This is a genomic window from Streptomyces sp. NPDC003691 (assembly GCF_053981115.1).
This window is the reverse complement of record NZ_JBSFNQ010000001.1, coordinates 62,230-75,801: the sequence shown is the minus strand read 5'-3', so window position 1 is coordinate 75,801 and position 13,572 is coordinate 62,230. Positions and strand designations below refer to the sequence as shown.

Annotated in this window: 13 protein-coding genes; 7 read left to right on the top strand and 6 right to left on the bottom strand. The window is 73.7% G+C overall.

Features of this window, described 5'->3' with window-relative positions; all coding sequences use genetic code 11:
* Positions 1–426: 426 nt before the first annotated feature.
* The 4 genes from ACWDR0_RS00295 (at position 427) to ACWDR0_RS00280 (ending at position 2,909) form a co-directional block, all read left to right on the top strand.
* A complete protein-coding gene (locus tag ACWDR0_RS00295; RefSeq protein WP_456349313.1) occupies positions 427–645 on the top strand; it encodes a hypothetical protein in 219 nt (72 codons plus the stop codon).
* The gene (locus ACWDR0_RS00290; RefSeq protein ID WP_456349312.1) at positions 632–1,312 is read left to right on the top strand and encodes a hypothetical protein; all 681 of its coding nucleotides are present in this window, start codon (positions 632–634) and stop codon (positions 1,310–1,312) included. Before ACWDR0_RS00295 ends, ACWDR0_RS00290 begins: the two co-directional genes overlap by 14 nt.
* A gap of 32 nt (positions 1,313–1,344) precedes the next feature.
* Positions 1,345–2,109, top strand: coding sequence for an SAM-dependent methyltransferase (locus ACWDR0_RS00285; RefSeq protein WP_456349311.1), 765 nt, complete (start codon positions 1,345–1,347; stop codon positions 2,107–2,109).
* Positions 2,110–2,300: 191 nt separating this feature from the next.
* The gene (locus tag ACWDR0_RS00280) at positions 2,301–2,909 is read left to right on the top strand and encodes a hypothetical protein (protein ID WP_456349310.1); all 609 of its coding nucleotides are present in this window, start codon (positions 2,301–2,303) and stop codon (positions 2,907–2,909) included.
* Here ACWDR0_RS00280 and ACWDR0_RS00275 read toward each other — a convergent pair.
* From ACWDR0_RS00275 to ACWDR0_RS00260, 4 genes are all read right to left on the bottom strand, one after another.
* Positions 2,831–3,622, bottom strand: a complete 792-nt coding sequence (locus ACWDR0_RS00275; RefSeq protein ID WP_456349309.1) for a hypothetical protein — start codon at positions 3,620–3,622, stop codon at positions 2,831–2,833. The genes ACWDR0_RS00280 and ACWDR0_RS00275 overlap by 79 nt on opposite strands.
* 139 nt (positions 3,623–3,761) lie before the next feature.
* Positions 3,762–4,196, bottom strand: coding sequence for an Imm1 family immunity protein (locus tag ACWDR0_RS00270; RefSeq protein ID WP_456349308.1), 435 nt, complete (start codon positions 4,194–4,196; stop codon positions 3,762–3,764).
* Positions 4,197–4,262: 66 nt separating this feature from the next.
* Positions 4,263–5,507, bottom strand: coding sequence for a hypothetical protein (locus tag ACWDR0_RS00265; protein WP_456349307.1), 1,245 nt, complete (start codon positions 5,505–5,507; stop codon positions 4,263–4,265).
* Positions 5,500–5,853, bottom strand: a complete 354-nt coding sequence (locus tag ACWDR0_RS00260; protein WP_456349306.1) for a DUF1330 domain-containing protein — start codon at positions 5,851–5,853, stop codon at positions 5,500–5,502. The genes ACWDR0_RS00265 and ACWDR0_RS00260 overlap by 8 nt, the downstream gene beginning before the upstream one ends.
* A gap of 159 nt (positions 5,854–6,012) precedes the next feature.
* Between ACWDR0_RS00260 and ACWDR0_RS00255 the strand changes: the two genes are divergently transcribed.
* Positions 6,013–7,899, top strand: coding sequence for a WD40 repeat domain-containing protein (locus ACWDR0_RS00255; RefSeq protein ID WP_456349305.1), 1,887 nt, complete (start codon positions 6,013–6,015; stop codon positions 7,897–7,899).
* An 85-nt stretch (positions 7,900–7,984) separates the two neighbouring features.
* Complete coding sequence (locus ACWDR0_RS00250; protein WP_456349304.1) at positions 7,985–10,159, top strand: WD40 repeat domain-containing protein; 2,175 nt, start codon at positions 7,985–7,987, stop codon at positions 10,157–10,159.
* A 179-nt stretch (positions 10,160–10,338) separates the two neighbouring features.
* Here ACWDR0_RS00250 and ACWDR0_RS00245 read toward each other — a convergent pair whose 3' ends face one another.
* A complete protein-coding gene (locus ACWDR0_RS00245; RefSeq protein WP_456349303.1) occupies positions 10,339–11,412 on the bottom strand; it encodes an alpha/beta hydrolase family protein in 1,074 nt (357 codons plus the stop codon).
* An 85-nt stretch (positions 11,413–11,497) separates the two neighbouring features.
* Between ACWDR0_RS00245 and ACWDR0_RS00240 the strand changes: the two genes are divergently transcribed.
* Positions 11,498–12,454 (top strand): ArsR/SmtB family transcription factor, encoded by a 957-nt coding sequence (locus ACWDR0_RS00240; protein WP_456349302.1) that lies wholly within the window; start codon positions 11,498–11,500, stop codon positions 12,452–12,454.
* Between the two features lie 81 nt (positions 12,455–12,535).
* Here ACWDR0_RS00240 and ACWDR0_RS00235 read toward each other — a convergent pair whose 3' ends face one another.
* Complete coding sequence (locus ACWDR0_RS00235) at positions 12,536–13,429, bottom strand: hypothetical protein (RefSeq protein WP_456349474.1); 894 nt, start codon at positions 13,427–13,429, stop codon at positions 12,536–12,538.
* Between the last annotated feature and the right edge of the window lie 143 nt (positions 13,430–13,572).

Sequence of the window (13,572 nt, the reverse complement as noted above, 5' to 3'; positions counted from 1 at the left end):
TGGCCCTGCCGCCGTCGCGCCACACTCGGTGGGACACACCGCCGTGGAGCGACCGGACGGGACGGATTCTCTCCCTTCCCCACGGTAAGGACATCCGTCGCAGTCTCGCCGAAGCAAGCACAGGTCCGGCGGGCACCGAAGCAAGATCACCGATTGAAGGCCAGCAACGGCTTCACCAGTGATCTCGAACGCCCTTCCCGGAAAGGCCTTCAGAGAGACGCACCGGGGTGCGGCGTCTTCATGAATACGCCCCGGAGGACCGCCACTAACGGTCCGCCCGGGGCTCGACCGACCAGCTTTCAAGGAGCTGACCTGCCGTATGCGTGACCCTATCGTTCGCCGGATCGCCCAAGTAGGGGCCTTAACAGCCCTGTACGTAGCCCGTCGGGTGGGGCGCAGCCCCGCTACTTCTGCGGGGTGGGTGTCATGACCTCCGAAAGCCTTCTCCCCGCCCCCTTCCCCCTCACCGCCGTCTGCCGCGTCTGCTCCCGCATCACCTCCGCCCCCGTCGAAGTCGGTTACATCGAGCGTGCCAGCGGGCCCGGGCTCGTCCAGTACGTCTGCCCCGACCATGCGACCGCCCTCACTCCGGGGCCCGTTCCGGACGAGCTGAACCGGGCGGGAGGGGACCATGGCCGAGCGTGAGACGGGCTCGCTGGCCTGGTTCCGGGGGCGGGTCGTGCCCTGGGTCACGCCGTGGTCCGGGGCGCCCGCGCTTGCCGAGCCCGTGGTCGTCGCGGCGCACGGTCGGGGGATCGCGTATGCGGACGAGGGCGTGCACGACCGTACGTACGACGGGGTCCTCCTCGCCCGAGGCCGCGGCCGCCGGGCCACGGACGCGGGCGGCAGGCCGCTGTACGAGCAGCTCGACGCGCGACGGCAGCGGCGGGCCGGGGACCGGCTGCTCTGCCAGGTCTGCGGGCGCCGGATTCCGGGGTCCCCGGACGGCGTTCTCTGGCTGATGGCCACCGCCGGACTCGGGGCCGCCGAACTCGAAGGGGCGCTGACCCTGACGCCGCCCGTGTGCCCGGCGCCCTGCGCGGTGCTGGCGCTGGAGCAGTGTCCGGCGCTGGCACGCGGCCACACCGCCGTACGGGTCCGGTATCCGCGGCCCTGGGGCTACCGGGGGATCCTCCACGCGCCGGACCCCGCAGGCCGGCGGATCGCCCGCCGCGACGGCGGGTCGGTGCAGATGCCGTACGGGGATCCGCGCCTGCCCTGGCTGCTGGCGGATCTGGTCGTCACCCGGCTCACCGGCTGCACGGTCACCGATGTGGCCGCCGAGCGGGCCCGGAACGGCGGTGCGCGGTGACGGCCCGGCACTCCGGGAGCATGTTCCAGCCGGTGACCAGCGCCCGGGTTCATCACGCGTCGCTCGGGGATCCGGAGATGCGGGACGCCTACGAGGCCGACGAGGGGCTCGTACGGCGGCTGCTCGACGCGGGGGTGCCGGTGCGGGAGATCGCCCGCGCGGGCCGGGCGTTCTATCTGCGCGCGGTGACCTGCGCGGTGCGGGAGCTGGGGATCGCGCAGGTGCTGGACATCGGGCCCGGTCTGCCGCCGTACTCGACCCGGGACACCCACTCCATCGCGGACGAGCACCACCACTTCCGGTCCCGGGTGCTGTACGCGGACGCGGACCCGGTGGTCGTGGCGCACTGGCGGATGTGGGCGGACGGGGCCCGTCACCGGGCCGAAGTGCTGGACCTGCGCAGCCCGGAGACGGTTCTCGCCGGGGCGCGGGCACACTTCGACCCGGGCCGTCCGGTGGCGGTGGTGCTCACCGCCGTACTCCAGGACATCGCGGACGAGGACCGGCCCCACGACTGTGTCCGCAGGATCATGGCTGGTCTGCCGCCCCGGAGTGCGCTGATCGTCTCTCATCTCACGCACGAGCAGGATCCGGGGATGATCCGCCGGGCCGCGGCCGTGTCACGGGAGGCGGGACTGCCCGTCCACCCCCGTGGCTTCGAGGAGGTCGCCCGGTTCTTCGACGGACTCACGCCGGTCGGGCCGGGGCTGCTGCCACTGGGCCTCTGGCACTCCACGCACGCCGACGACCAGGCGCCGCCCGTCGTCCATGCCTACGGAGGTGTCGGACTGACCTGAACACCCGGGCGGCCGGACGGACGGCCCGGCGCCGCAGGGAGGAGCCGGGGCACTGCGGGGCCACCCCCAGCGCCCCGGCTCCGTCGTGTTCGGCCGGTCCCCCGCGCGGGGGACCGGCCTCCCCCGGACGGCGGAGGAAGCCGGCCCCCGCGGGGGATCCGCCACCCGCGCGCTCCGCGAAGGATGGAGTCATGGCACTGAAGATCCTTCACACGCCCCCGTCCACCGGCGACACCGAACGGCCGGTGCCCCGCTGGGCGATGCGCCTCGCTTACGCGCTCCCGCTGCTCCTGCTGCCGTCCTGCCTCTGGCGGCTGCCGTTCGCGTTCCACTTCGAGATGGGGCAGGTCCAGGAGCCGGGCCTGCCGCCGCTCTGGGTGGCCATTCCCTACGTTTTCGGGCTCAGTGTGCTCTCCGAAACGATCGCGTTCCTGGCCATCGGGCTGGTCCGGGGCTGGGGCGAGACCGCCCCCGCCTGGATACCGGTCATCGGCGGCAGACGCGTCCGGCCGCTCGCGGCGGCCGGGCCCGCCTTTCTCGGCGGGCTCGCCCTCACGGTGATGTTCACGTCCGTACCGCTCGGCGGCGGCCGCAGCCTCACCGCGTACGGCATCGTCGAGAACGTCCGGTACACCAACGGTGGCTGGGAGGCACTCGCGACGGTGGCCACGGCGCCCATCGCGATATGGGGACCGATCATGATGGCGCTGGCCGTCGCCTACTACCGGCGGCGCACCTCCGGCGGGGGCGCGATCCGGGTGAAGCGGACCCAGCGGCAGCTCCAGTCGTCGTCCGCGTAGGCCCGGGCCGGTCCATGGGCCTCGTCCGCGGGCAGATAGCGGCCGCGGGTGCCCTCGTGCCAGCCGTGGGTGACGCGGTAGGTCCCGGGGGCCACCCGCAGCACCGCACCGATGCCCTCCTGTCCGTCCAGCCTCAGCCGGGACAGGGTCCCGACCGGCACACCCGCCCTGTCCGTGTCCCCGTCCCCGTCCGCGTCCGCGTCCGCGTCCGGGGGAGGGTACGAGCCGGTCTCCCGGGCGTCCGCCGCCGCCCAGACGACCACGGCCCGGCCGCCGGGGAGTTCCAGCTCTCCCGCCTCCTGCTCCTCCTCGGGGGAGGCTCCGGCGGCGCGCCGCCGGGGTGCGTCCGTTCGGCCGGGGCGTATCCAGGAACGCACGATCAGGAAGCCGTCTTCACCGGAGCCTTCCGCCGGCCCGGCACAGGCGATCTCGGCGGTGCCCTCGCCGTCCATCTCCCAGACCAGGCCGCCGTGCTCGCCGCTCTCACCGAACCGTACGAACGCGGCTTCGAGGTCGTCGTCGTCGGGGTGGACCGCCGCCCAGGCCCGGGCATAGTCGCAGGCGGGGTCCAGTTCGTAGTCGGCGTCGTACACCGCGCCGCCCCACGCGGCGAACGCGTCGGCCGCACAGACGAGCAGGGGTCCGCCGAGGGAGGCGACGGTGGCGGACTCCCACAGGTACGCGGAACGGGACCCGGAAACATCGTTGATCATCTGCGCTGCTGCCTCTCCATAAGGGGTACGGGCGGCTGCCGGTGCGCTCCACGGCGACACCGCAGGAGACGGGGTACCCGCCCGGCGACCGCAGGGGCGACGGACACCCGGACCTCGCGCGGAGAGTATCCGTTCACCCTCACCAGGCCGTCGGCGCCCGCCAGGGAACCGAGGCCGGACGGCACCCGCCGGACGACACGAACTCCTTCACGGCCCGGCGTACGGCGTCCAGCGGGAGTTCCGAGCCGGGCGGGAACTCCGTGAGGTGGCCCATGATGCAGTAGCGCCCCTGGACCTCACCGTCCGGCGTACCGGCGGTGACGACGTTTCCTTCCGCGTCCAGGAAGGCGAGAAGGCCGACCTGCCGGTTCCGGTCCGCCCCGATCAGAAGCTCGTGATCGGGATACCCGGAGGGCAGCAGCGGGCGTTCCAGCGAGTGCAGCTGAGCCAGGTTCTCGTGAACCGGGCCGGTCAGCAGCGAGTCGAACAGCGCGTCCACGTCCGCGGGCCCGCGGAGCAGCTCCGGAGCCTCGGCATGTGCCGGCCGATACCGCGCTTCAACCCCGGAACGCATCCCCACCCCCACACCTGATGAACACCCCGAGAGGGCCTCCGGCAAGCGTACGTGCCGCCGCCTCCGCTATGCCGCGTCACCACCGGATGATGGGCAGACCCGCGCGACGGCAGCCTCCAGCCGGGCATCGTCCGGAGCCCGCCCGGCCCGCTCCCGGAGGGCGGCGAGCCTTTCCCGGGCGTCGCCGCGGGCCAGGGGAGTGCGGGTGAAGTGCAGGACCCCGCCGGTCAGCGAGAACTCGTCGAGGAAGAAGCCGGTGCCGCCGTTGCTGTCGGACTGGAACCAGTGGGCGTCCGCCAGCAGCGGGGAGATGCTTCGCAGGGCGCAGTGGAGATCCCAGCCTCTGAGCCTCAGGTCGTCGCAGTCGCCGGGCATGCCGAGGGTGAACCGGTCGTGCTCCGGTTCATGGCGGAGGAGTTGGCCGACGTTCTCGCCGAACCGGCGGACTTCCGCGGCCGCCAGGTCGCCCGCCCCCGGCCGGAGCGCCAGCCGGACGGTGCGAGGGTGGTGGCGGTGGTGCACCGGGAGGGTCCAGAGCGTATGCCAGTCGGCGGGGGCCTCCCGGATCGCACGGGACTGCGGATGGGTGGCGGCCTCCGCCAGGTCCGGGTCATGGGCGAACCTTGCGGCCAGGCGGCGCTCCCCGTTGCGGAACGCTTCGTGCAGGGTTGCCAGGGCGGCCGTGGTGTCGCCCCGCCGCGCAAGGGTGCAGGCCAGGTCGTACAGGCCCACAGGGTGGTACGGATCCCGGGCGAGACCGGCGTGGAGCAGGCGCAGCGCCACGGCCCCGTCTCCGGCGAGGCCATGGGCGAAGCCGGTGATCAGGAGGCGGTCGGCCGGTCGCAGGGCCGTGGAGCCGGTGTCGTCGAGGGCCTGCCACAGGCCGTTGCCGGTCCGCGGGGCGAGCCGCAGATACAGGGTGGCCAACTCGACTCGCGCGAGACGCAGTTCGTCCTCCGTCGCGCCGCGCTGTCCGGGCCCGGCGGGCGCGGTGTCGTCGGCGAGGCCGAGTACGCAGACATCGCGGGCGTCGTCCGGTCTGCCGAGCCGGTGCCACAGCAGCAGCGCCAGGTCCCGCGCGGCCCGCGGGTCGGCCCCGGAGTTGAGCGCACGGGACAGGATGTCCACCGCCTCGCCGACCTGTCCGTCCGCGGCCAGCGCGCGGGCATGGAGCGTCACGAACTCCGTGCCGCCGAAGCGCCCGGCGGACCGCTGTGCTGCCGTGGCGGCCTTCGCGTACCGCCTACGGTCCAGCAGTTGGCCGGCTTCCGCGAGACAACGGTGATATTCGGCGTCCGTTTTCTCACCCACGGCCGTCGTCCCGGGGCCGCGGGGCCTCGGCCGGTCCGGGGACGGAGAACCCCTCCGGCGGCACCCCCTCGACGAACAGCATCCCCACCCGGACCTTGCCCTCGCGTATCTCCCGGGCCCGCCGGTATCCGGGGGAGTCGTACCACTCCCGGATCCGGTCCATATCGGGAAACTCGATGACCACGAGCCGGGAGGAGTCCCAGGTGCCTTCGACGGGCGGGGGAGCGGCGCCCGCGACGAGATACCGGCCGCCGTGGTCGAGGACGGACGGCCGGGCCACGGCCGCGTAGGCGAGACCGGCCTCCTCGTCGAGCACATCGATGGTGACGACGACATAAGCGGGCATGGGATTCCCCGTTCGCTCGGGTGCGGTGCGTGCCGGTGCCACCGTAGAGAACGCGCGCCGGTGCTGTGCCCGGCGGAGGGGAAGCCCGGCGCCGTCCCCGGTCTCTCCGCCGTTGAGAACAGGGGCAGTTGTGTCAGTGGGCACCGCTACGGTGCGCCCATGTCTGATGAACTTCTCGGCGATCACCCGGGCGCCGCACTCGTGGACTCCTCCGGTATGAGGTGGGCGCCCGGCGCCGTGGTCGAGCACCGGAACCGGCGGCCGCTGACCGGTCATACGGACGCCGTGGTGGCGGTGGCGACGGCCGTGGTGGCGGGCCGTCCGGTCGCGGTGACCGGCAGCCATGACCGGACGGTGCGAGTCTGGGACCTGGCCACCGGAGAGCAGATCGGCGAGCCGCTGACCGGCCATACGGACGCCGTGGCGGCGGTGGCGACGGTCGTCGTGGCGGGCCGTCCGGTCGCGGTGACCGGCAGCCATGACGCGACGGTACGGGTCTGGGATCTGATCACCCGTGAACCGGTGGGGGAGCCCCTGACCGGCCATACCAACTGGGTGGTGGCGCTGGCCGCGACCGTGGTGGACGGCCGCCCCGTCGCCGTCACCAGCAGCACCGACGGAACGCTGCGGCGATGGAACCTGAGCACGGGGGCGCAGCTCGGCGACCCGATGCCCGGCCACAAGGACCTGGTGGGCGCGGTGGCGACGGCCGTGGTCGACGGCCGCACGGTGGCCGTGACCGGCAGTCATGACGCGACGGTCCGGGTCTGGGATCTCGACACAGGGGAGCAGATCGGGGAGCGGATCGGGCGGCAGATCGGCGATCCGCTCGCAGGCCGGGACGGCGAGGTGTCGGCGGTGGCGACGGCCGTACTGGACGGCCGCGCCGTTGCCGTCACCGGCGGCCCGGAGGGGACGGTACGGGTCCGGGACCTCGCCACCGGCGAACCCATGGGCGAGCCGCTGCCCGGCCCCGGCGACCCGGTGCACGCGGTGGCGACGACGGTCCTGGACGGCCGTCCGGTGGCGGTCGTCGCGGGCGACGACGGGACGGTACAGCTGTGGGACCTGGCCACCGGCCGGATGCTCGGCAGGTCGCTCGTCGGCCACGGCAGCGAGGTCCGGGCGGTGACGGCGGCGACCGTTGACGACGGCCTCGTCGCCGTCACCACCGGCGGGGGCCTGGTCCGGGTCTGGGAGCTGGCCGCCGGTCGGGACGCCGGTTCCGCGCCCCGCCCCACCGGCGCCGCTGCCGACGCAGACTGGGAATCATCGCTCGCGCAGGGCTTCGGCGTGCTGCTGGGCCGCCCGCTGTCGGACTACGACCCCGACGCCCGCTACGGGGCCTACTACGGGGGCAACTTCCTCGACGAGACCGAGTCGGACCGGGACCCCGCCTGGCTGAGCCCCGACGCGCTCAGCGGCAAGGTGCCCGTCGTCCTGGAAAGTCTCCTGCTCCACAGCGAACTGGACCTTCCGGAGCTGCGGTTCGACGCGAGGCGGTCCCTGTTCGAGATCGACCCGGAGGGGCTTCCCGAAGCATTCGCGGAGGACCTGGACGCGGCCGGTCTCCCCTCCTTCCGCATCATCCGGGGGGACGAACTGGCGCGGCTGCTGGACCGGCACGGCCTCGACCTGACCGATCCGGACCTGCCGGAGGACACCTGGACCGTCTGGCAGGCGCGCATCGTCTCCGACGGGACGCTCCTCGGCGCCCTGCGGGCCGCCACCGCCATCGGGCAGGGGCCGGACAGTCTTGTCCCGTACCGCGACGTCAACAACGGGGACCTGGGCACCGAGGCCGCGGCGGAGGCGCTGGTCGCCGCCGTACACCACCCCGGACTGCGCGCGCATCTCCGCACCTTCTCCGAGGCGGAATCGCACGACCTCGACTATCAGGTGTACTCCACCAGAAACGGGGACTGGAGCGGCTGGCAGGGCAACGCGTGGAAGGAGGCGGGCGTGCTGGTGACCCAGTGGCTGGGCGCCGTGGACCAGTACGAGGTCTCGGTCGTCCAGCTCGGTACTGCCCTCGAACGGGAGTGAGCCGAACCGTCCGTATCCGGGTCCGGTCCTCCCGGTGCCACCGGCAGCCGTGGGCGCTGTCGGTGGCGGCTGGTTGGATGCGGGCATGTCTGACGAAGCGGGTGTGGACGGGCTGTTGGCGGATCCGGCCTTCCTGGTGCACGGCGATCCGGACGAGGTACTGGGGCTGGCGGACGCGGCCTCGGAGCCCGCCGCCCGGCTGGCGGCTGCCGTCTACCGGATGTCGGCCCATCTGCACAGGGACGCCGGTCCGGGGCTGCGCAGGCAGTTGCTGGCGCTGGACGCCGCCCGCTACGGGGACCCGGAAGCGGGGGCCCGGATCGCCGCGGTGGCCGTTGACGGTGAACCCGCCCCGGAATGGCGGACGGAGTGGGCGACCGGCACCGAGGCCGACCACCGCCTTCGGCATGTCCTCGCCGACTTCGACAGTGAGCCGTGGGCGGCCTGGTCCGTGACGACGGCCGTGCTGGACGGCCGTCCCGTCGCGGTCACCGGCGGCGACGACAGGCGGGTACGGCTCTGGGACCTGGCGACGGGCCGGCTCACCGGCGAGCCCTTTGCCGGACCCGCCGGTGAGGTCTCCGCGGTGGCGGCCACGCTGGTCGGCGGCCGCCCGGCCGTGGTCACCGGCAGCCTCGGCGGCACCATCCGGGTCTGGGACGCGGAAGGCCGCCCCGTCGGCGAACCCCTCACCGGCCATGCCGGCGGCGTGGCGGCGGCCGTACTGGACGGCCGCCCCGTGGTGCTCTCCGGCCGCGACGACGGCACGGTCCGGGTATGGGACCCGGCCACCGGACAGTCCGTCGCCGACCCCCTCACCGGCCACACCCACTATGTGAGGGCGGTGACGACCACCGTCCTGGACGGCCGCACGGTCGCGGTGACCGGCAGCCTGGACGGGACCGTCCGGCTCTGGGACCTGACGACCGGCCGACCGCTCGGCGAACCACTCACCGGCCATACGGAGGGGGTGTTCGCGGTGGCCACTGCCGTACTGGACGGCCGTCCCGTCGTGGTCAGCAGCGGCGACGACACGACGGTACGGGTGTGGGACCCGGCCACGGGCCTTCCGCTCGGCGAACCCCTCACCGGCCATACCCGCCGGGTCAACGCGCTGGCCACCGCAGTACTGGACAGCCGCCCGGTTGCGGTCTCCGGCAGCGATGACACGACGGTACGGGTGTGGGACCTGGCCACCGGCCGTCCGGTCGGCACACCCTTCACCGGCCACACCGACAGCGTGCGTGGCGTGGCGACGGCCGTGCTGGACGATCGTCCGGTCGTGGTCACCGTCTCCGACGACGCGGAGGTACGGGTCTGGGACCTCGCCCCCGGCCGTCCGGTCGGAGAACCCCTCACCGGCCACACCGGCATCGTGTGTTCGGCGGCGACAGCCGTCGTCGGGGGCCGTACGGTCGTGGTGACCGGCAGCGGCGACGAAACAGTCCGGGTACGGGACGCGTCCACCGGCCGCCCGGTCGGCTCGCTCCTCACCGGCCATACCGACACCGTGGGCGCGGTGGCCACCGCCGTGGTCGAGGGCCGTCCGACCGCCGTCACCGGCAGCAACGACCGGACGGTCCGCTTCTGGGACCTGACCACCGGCCGCCCGGTCGGTGACCCCCTGACCGGTCACACCGACTGGGTGGGCGCGGTGGCAACCACCGTCGTGGACGGCCGTCCGACCGCCGTCACCGGCAGCAACGACGGCACGCTCCGGCTCTGGGACCTGGCCACCGGCAGCCCGCTCGGCGAACCCCTCACCGGCCACACCAGCACGGTGAACACCGTGGCCACTGCCGTCGTACAGGGCCGTCCCGTCGCGGTCTCCGGCGGTTTCGACAGGACCGTCCGGCTCTGGGACCTGGCCACGGGCCGTCCGCTCGGTGAGCCCCTCACCGGCCACACCCGCGGGGTGACCGCGCTGGCCACCGCCGTACTGGACGGTCGTCCGGTCGTGGTCTCCGGCAGCGACGACACAACGGTACGGGTGTGGGACCTTGCGACGGGCCGCCCGGTCGGCGACCCCCTGACCGGGCACCCCGGCGGAGTCGGCGCGCTGGCGGCCGGGACGGTGGACGGCCGTCCGGTCGTCGCCGTCGCCGCCGGGTACGAGATAGGGATACGACACCTGGCCACCGGCGAACCGGCCGGTCCCGAACTGGTCTTCCCCGCACCGGTCTTCACGGTGGCCTTCACCGCGGACGGGCGGCTGCTGGTGGGGTTCGGCCGCGATACGGCGCTGCTGAGCCCCCGCTGACGGGGTTCCGCGCGGCGGGCCGGGCCAGGAGGACCGGCGGTGCGGTTTCCGCCCCCGCGGCCCCTGGCCTCGGCGGCGCGCAGTCCCTCGGAGGTCGGCTCGCGCTGAAGGCCGCGCTGGAGTTCGCCGATGGCGAGGGGTGCATGGGACGCGCCGCCCGCCACCGCCTCGCGGTCCCATTACCGCAGATGGCGTGCGAAGAAGGCTCCCGTCCGGCGCCGTACCGCGGCGAGTGTCACCGCCGGGTCGCCGGTGCCGACCAGACCGGCCCGTGCTGCCGCCGTCATAAGACCGGAAGTCTGGAGTGGAGGGACCAGCGAGCCGTAGTCGGTGAACGCCCAGTGGTTGGCGTCGTTGAGTAGCGCGCGGTGGCCGGGAAGACCCGCCCAGGAGGCCTCGATCCGGGCGGCGCCGTCGAATCCGTCGGTGCGGAACAGCAGCAGCGGCTGGTCGAAACCGGCCGGTGCCGGGTGCAGGTCGAGATAGCCCTCCAGGTTTGCCACCGCGCCGACCCTGCGGTCGCGGCAGGCCGCGTACGCCACCGCCGTGCCGCCTGCGGAGTGCCCGTACATCCCGATCCGGCGGAGGTCCATGACCGGTGCGAGCGGCAGGTCGCCGAGCCGGTCCAGGACCAGGCGGAGGTCCGCGATCCGGGTGTCCACCATCGTGCGGAAGGTCGCCGGGTCCGGCGGTCCGAACAGGACGGTCGTCCGCATTCCGGTGGGCAGTTCCACTTGAGAAGCGTCACCGGGATGGTCGACGAGGACGACCACCCGGCCGTGGCTCGCCAGGTCTTCGGCAAGGGTTGTGCCGAGCGTGCGGGAGTCCCCGCCGCCGGGTGAGTACACCAGTACCGGCCGCCGCCCGGGCAGCGGCGGCGCGCCCGCGTACCCGTGGGTGAGGACCGCGCCCCAGTCCACCGCTCCCGGCTCCGGCAGTCCCGGACGAATGTACGGCGCGTATCCGGCGAACTCCCCGGCCTCGGCCGGGGTGAGCTGGGGGGCTCGGGAGAAGCCGTGTACCGATCGGGCCGGATACAGGACCGTCAGCATCAACTCCCGGACTCCGCCCACCCATGGGTCGGTCCGGGACGGGTCCGTCAGATGGACCGTCCGCATGCCTACGGGGTACGGGCCGCCGGGCGCGGGGAGCCGGAGGGCCGAGCCGCCCCCGGCGGCGGACGCGGCCGTGGGCAGCAGGGCGGCGGCACTCCCGAACAGGGTGCCTTTCAGAAGAGTGCGTCGGGAATTCATAGGAACATGCTTGGGGCGGGGGCCGTCACGGTGCGAAGGTTGAGGTCCTGGCCGAAAGGCTGGTTCAGGACGAGGAGCTGTGCGGGTGCTGCGAATCCACTTCACCGCGGAGGACTTGGCCCGGGTCCGCTTCGCGTCCCGCCCGGCGCCGCTCCAGGAACTGCACGCCGCCTTGACGACAGCCGTGACCCGGAGTGGTGGGCCGCTGTTCGCGCTCTGGCGCGGCCGTGTCCTGCGCTCTCTCCCGTCCGCGGCCAACCCGCTCGCCGACCTGGTTCCGGCGGGTCGGCCTCCTTCCTTCCTCGATGTCCTCGGCGACACCATGGCCGGCGGCTTCGAACGGATCCGCGCCGCGGGCCCCGGTCTCGTCCGCTCCGAGCTGGAGCGGGTCTACGGGACCAGGCCCGTGCCCCGCTGGATTCATGGCCTGCACGCGGGCGACGAGACGGCCTGGCGCACCCTGCACCGCGCCCAGCAGGCCGCGTACGAGACGGTCATCGCCCCGGTCTGGTCCGTCGTACAGGATCTGCACCGTGAGGAATTCACCCGCAACGCCCTGACCGTCGCCGAGCACGGGGTGGCCGCCGCCCTGACCGGCCTGGCGCCGTACGGCCGGCTTCACGAAGGTGTGTGGGAATGGCCCGGCCCGGCGCCGGACCGCGATGTCCGTCTCGACGGCCGTGGCCTGATTCTCCTGCCCACCTTCCACCACCCGGCGGGCCCGCTTCTGCATGACGTCCCGGGCGATTCCGCAGTCCTGACGTACCCGGCCGGCCCCGGAATCCCGCCCAACGCGGGGGACCCCGCCGCCGCGGCCGAGGCCCTTGCCGCCGTCCTGGGCCGCACCCGGCTGGACGCCCTGCGCGTTCTCGCCGAACCTCACACCACGACCTCCCTGGCCCGTGTTCTGAACGTCAGCAACGCGACGGCCTCGTCCCACGCGGCCGCGCTGAGATCGGCAGGCATGGTGACGACGACTCGCACGGGCCGCTCGGTCACCCACCGCCGCACCGCCCTCGGCGCACTGGTCGCGGGCGCCTGACCGCGGGTGGTCCGCCACACGGGTCGGCCGCCCCCGACCCTGTCGGGCTCGCGCTGCCCAACGCCGCGTCACACCGCCGTGTCACACCGCGGCGGTGCGCCCGCCGCGGCGTCCGGCCACCGCCAGGAGCGTCAGACCGAGCACCGCCCAGCAGGCCAGGACGAGCGCGGGGCCGCCCGCGCCGGTGCCGTCCGAGAAGGACGTGGCGCGCAGCAGACTGCCCACCGCGCCCGGCGGCAGCAACTGTCCGAACGCGGCCCAGTGCTCCGGGACCCAGTGCGGGCCGGTCGCGAAACCGGAGAGCGGGTTTGCCAGCAGCATCATGAATGCCGCGCCGAGGCCGAGGCCGGGGGTGCCGATGAGGGACTCCAGGCCGAGGAGGGTGAGGGTGAGGGCCGCGATGCCCAGGGACAGCCCCAGGGCGTTCAGCCAGTAGGAACCGGCAAGGGACCCGGTGGCGTACTGGAGGACCGCGGTCACGGAGAAACCCGCCACCGGGGCGAAGAGGACGGCTCCGGTGAGACGCGAGCGCAGACCGGGGCGGCCGGGGAAGCGGAAGGCGAGGGCGGCGGCGGAGAGGATGCCGCCGAAGAGCAGGGGCAGCGCGGCGGCGCCGAAACCCGCCCCCTTGGCGTCGTCGTCGGGGAAGGGGGCCAGCTCGTTGACGGTGGGCGCGGTCCCGTGCTGTGCCGCCGCGGCGGTCGCGGCGCCGGTGAGCGCGGTGGTGGCGCCGGGGGCCGCCGCCGTGGCCCGGTAGAGGGTCACGCCCTCGGGGGAGAGCGCGAGCCCGCCGAGGACGTCCCGGTCCTCGACGGCCGAGGCGAGGGCTTCCGCACTGTCGTACCGGGTGATGTCCCAGGCGTCACCGGCCAGCGCCTTCTCGGCCTGCGCCACGGCGGCCCGGGGGCCCGCCAGACCGATCGGCACCTCCTGCGGGCCGCTGTTCACGGCGGGCAGCGCGAAGGCGAACAGCATGGTCACGACCACGGCGGTCAGGGCCAGGAGAAGGGCGGGGATGCGGGGGCGCCGGGCGGACGGCGCAGCGGCAGCCGTAGTGGTTTCCGGTGATATTTCCGGTGATGTGGACATGAACGCTCCCTGGTGGAGGTAAGGGTTCC

Coding starts and splice junctions, on each gene's coding strand:
- ACWDR0_RS00295 (WP_456349313.1), top strand. CDS start 427: ATGACCTCCGAAAGCCTTCTCCCCGCCCCCTTCCCCCTCACCGCCGTC.
- ACWDR0_RS00290 (WP_456349312.1), top strand. CDS start 632: ATGGCCGAGCGTGAGACGGGCTCGCTGGCCTGGTTCCGGGGGCGGGTC.
- ACWDR0_RS00280 (WP_456349310.1), top strand. CDS start 2,301: ATGGCACTGAAGATCCTTCACACGCCCCCGTCCACCGGCGACACCGAA.
- ACWDR0_RS00275 (WP_456349309.1), bottom strand. CDS start 3,622: ATGATCAACGATGTTTCCGGGTCCCGTTCCGCGTACCTGTGGGAGTCC.
- ACWDR0_RS00270 (WP_456349308.1), bottom strand. CDS start 4,196: ATGCGTTCCGGGGTTGAAGCGCGGTATCGGCCGGCACATGCCGAGGCT.
- ACWDR0_RS00260 (WP_456349306.1), bottom strand. CDS start 5,853: ATGCCCGCTTATGTCGTCGTCACCATCGATGTGCTCGACGAGGAGGCC.
- ACWDR0_RS00255 (WP_456349305.1), top strand. CDS start 6,013: ATGTCTGATGAACTTCTCGGCGATCACCCGGGCGCCGCACTCGTGGAC.
- ACWDR0_RS00250 (WP_456349304.1), top strand. CDS start 7,985: ATGTCTGACGAAGCGGGTGTGGACGGGCTGTTGGCGGATCCGGCCTTC.
- ACWDR0_RS00245 (WP_456349303.1), bottom strand. CDS start 11,412: ATGAATTCCCGACGCACTCTTCTGAAAGGCACCCTGTTCGGGAGTGCC.
- ACWDR0_RS00235 (WP_456349474.1), bottom strand. CDS start 13,429: ATGCTGTTCGCCTTCGCGCTGCCCGCCGTGAACAGCGGCCCGCAGGAG.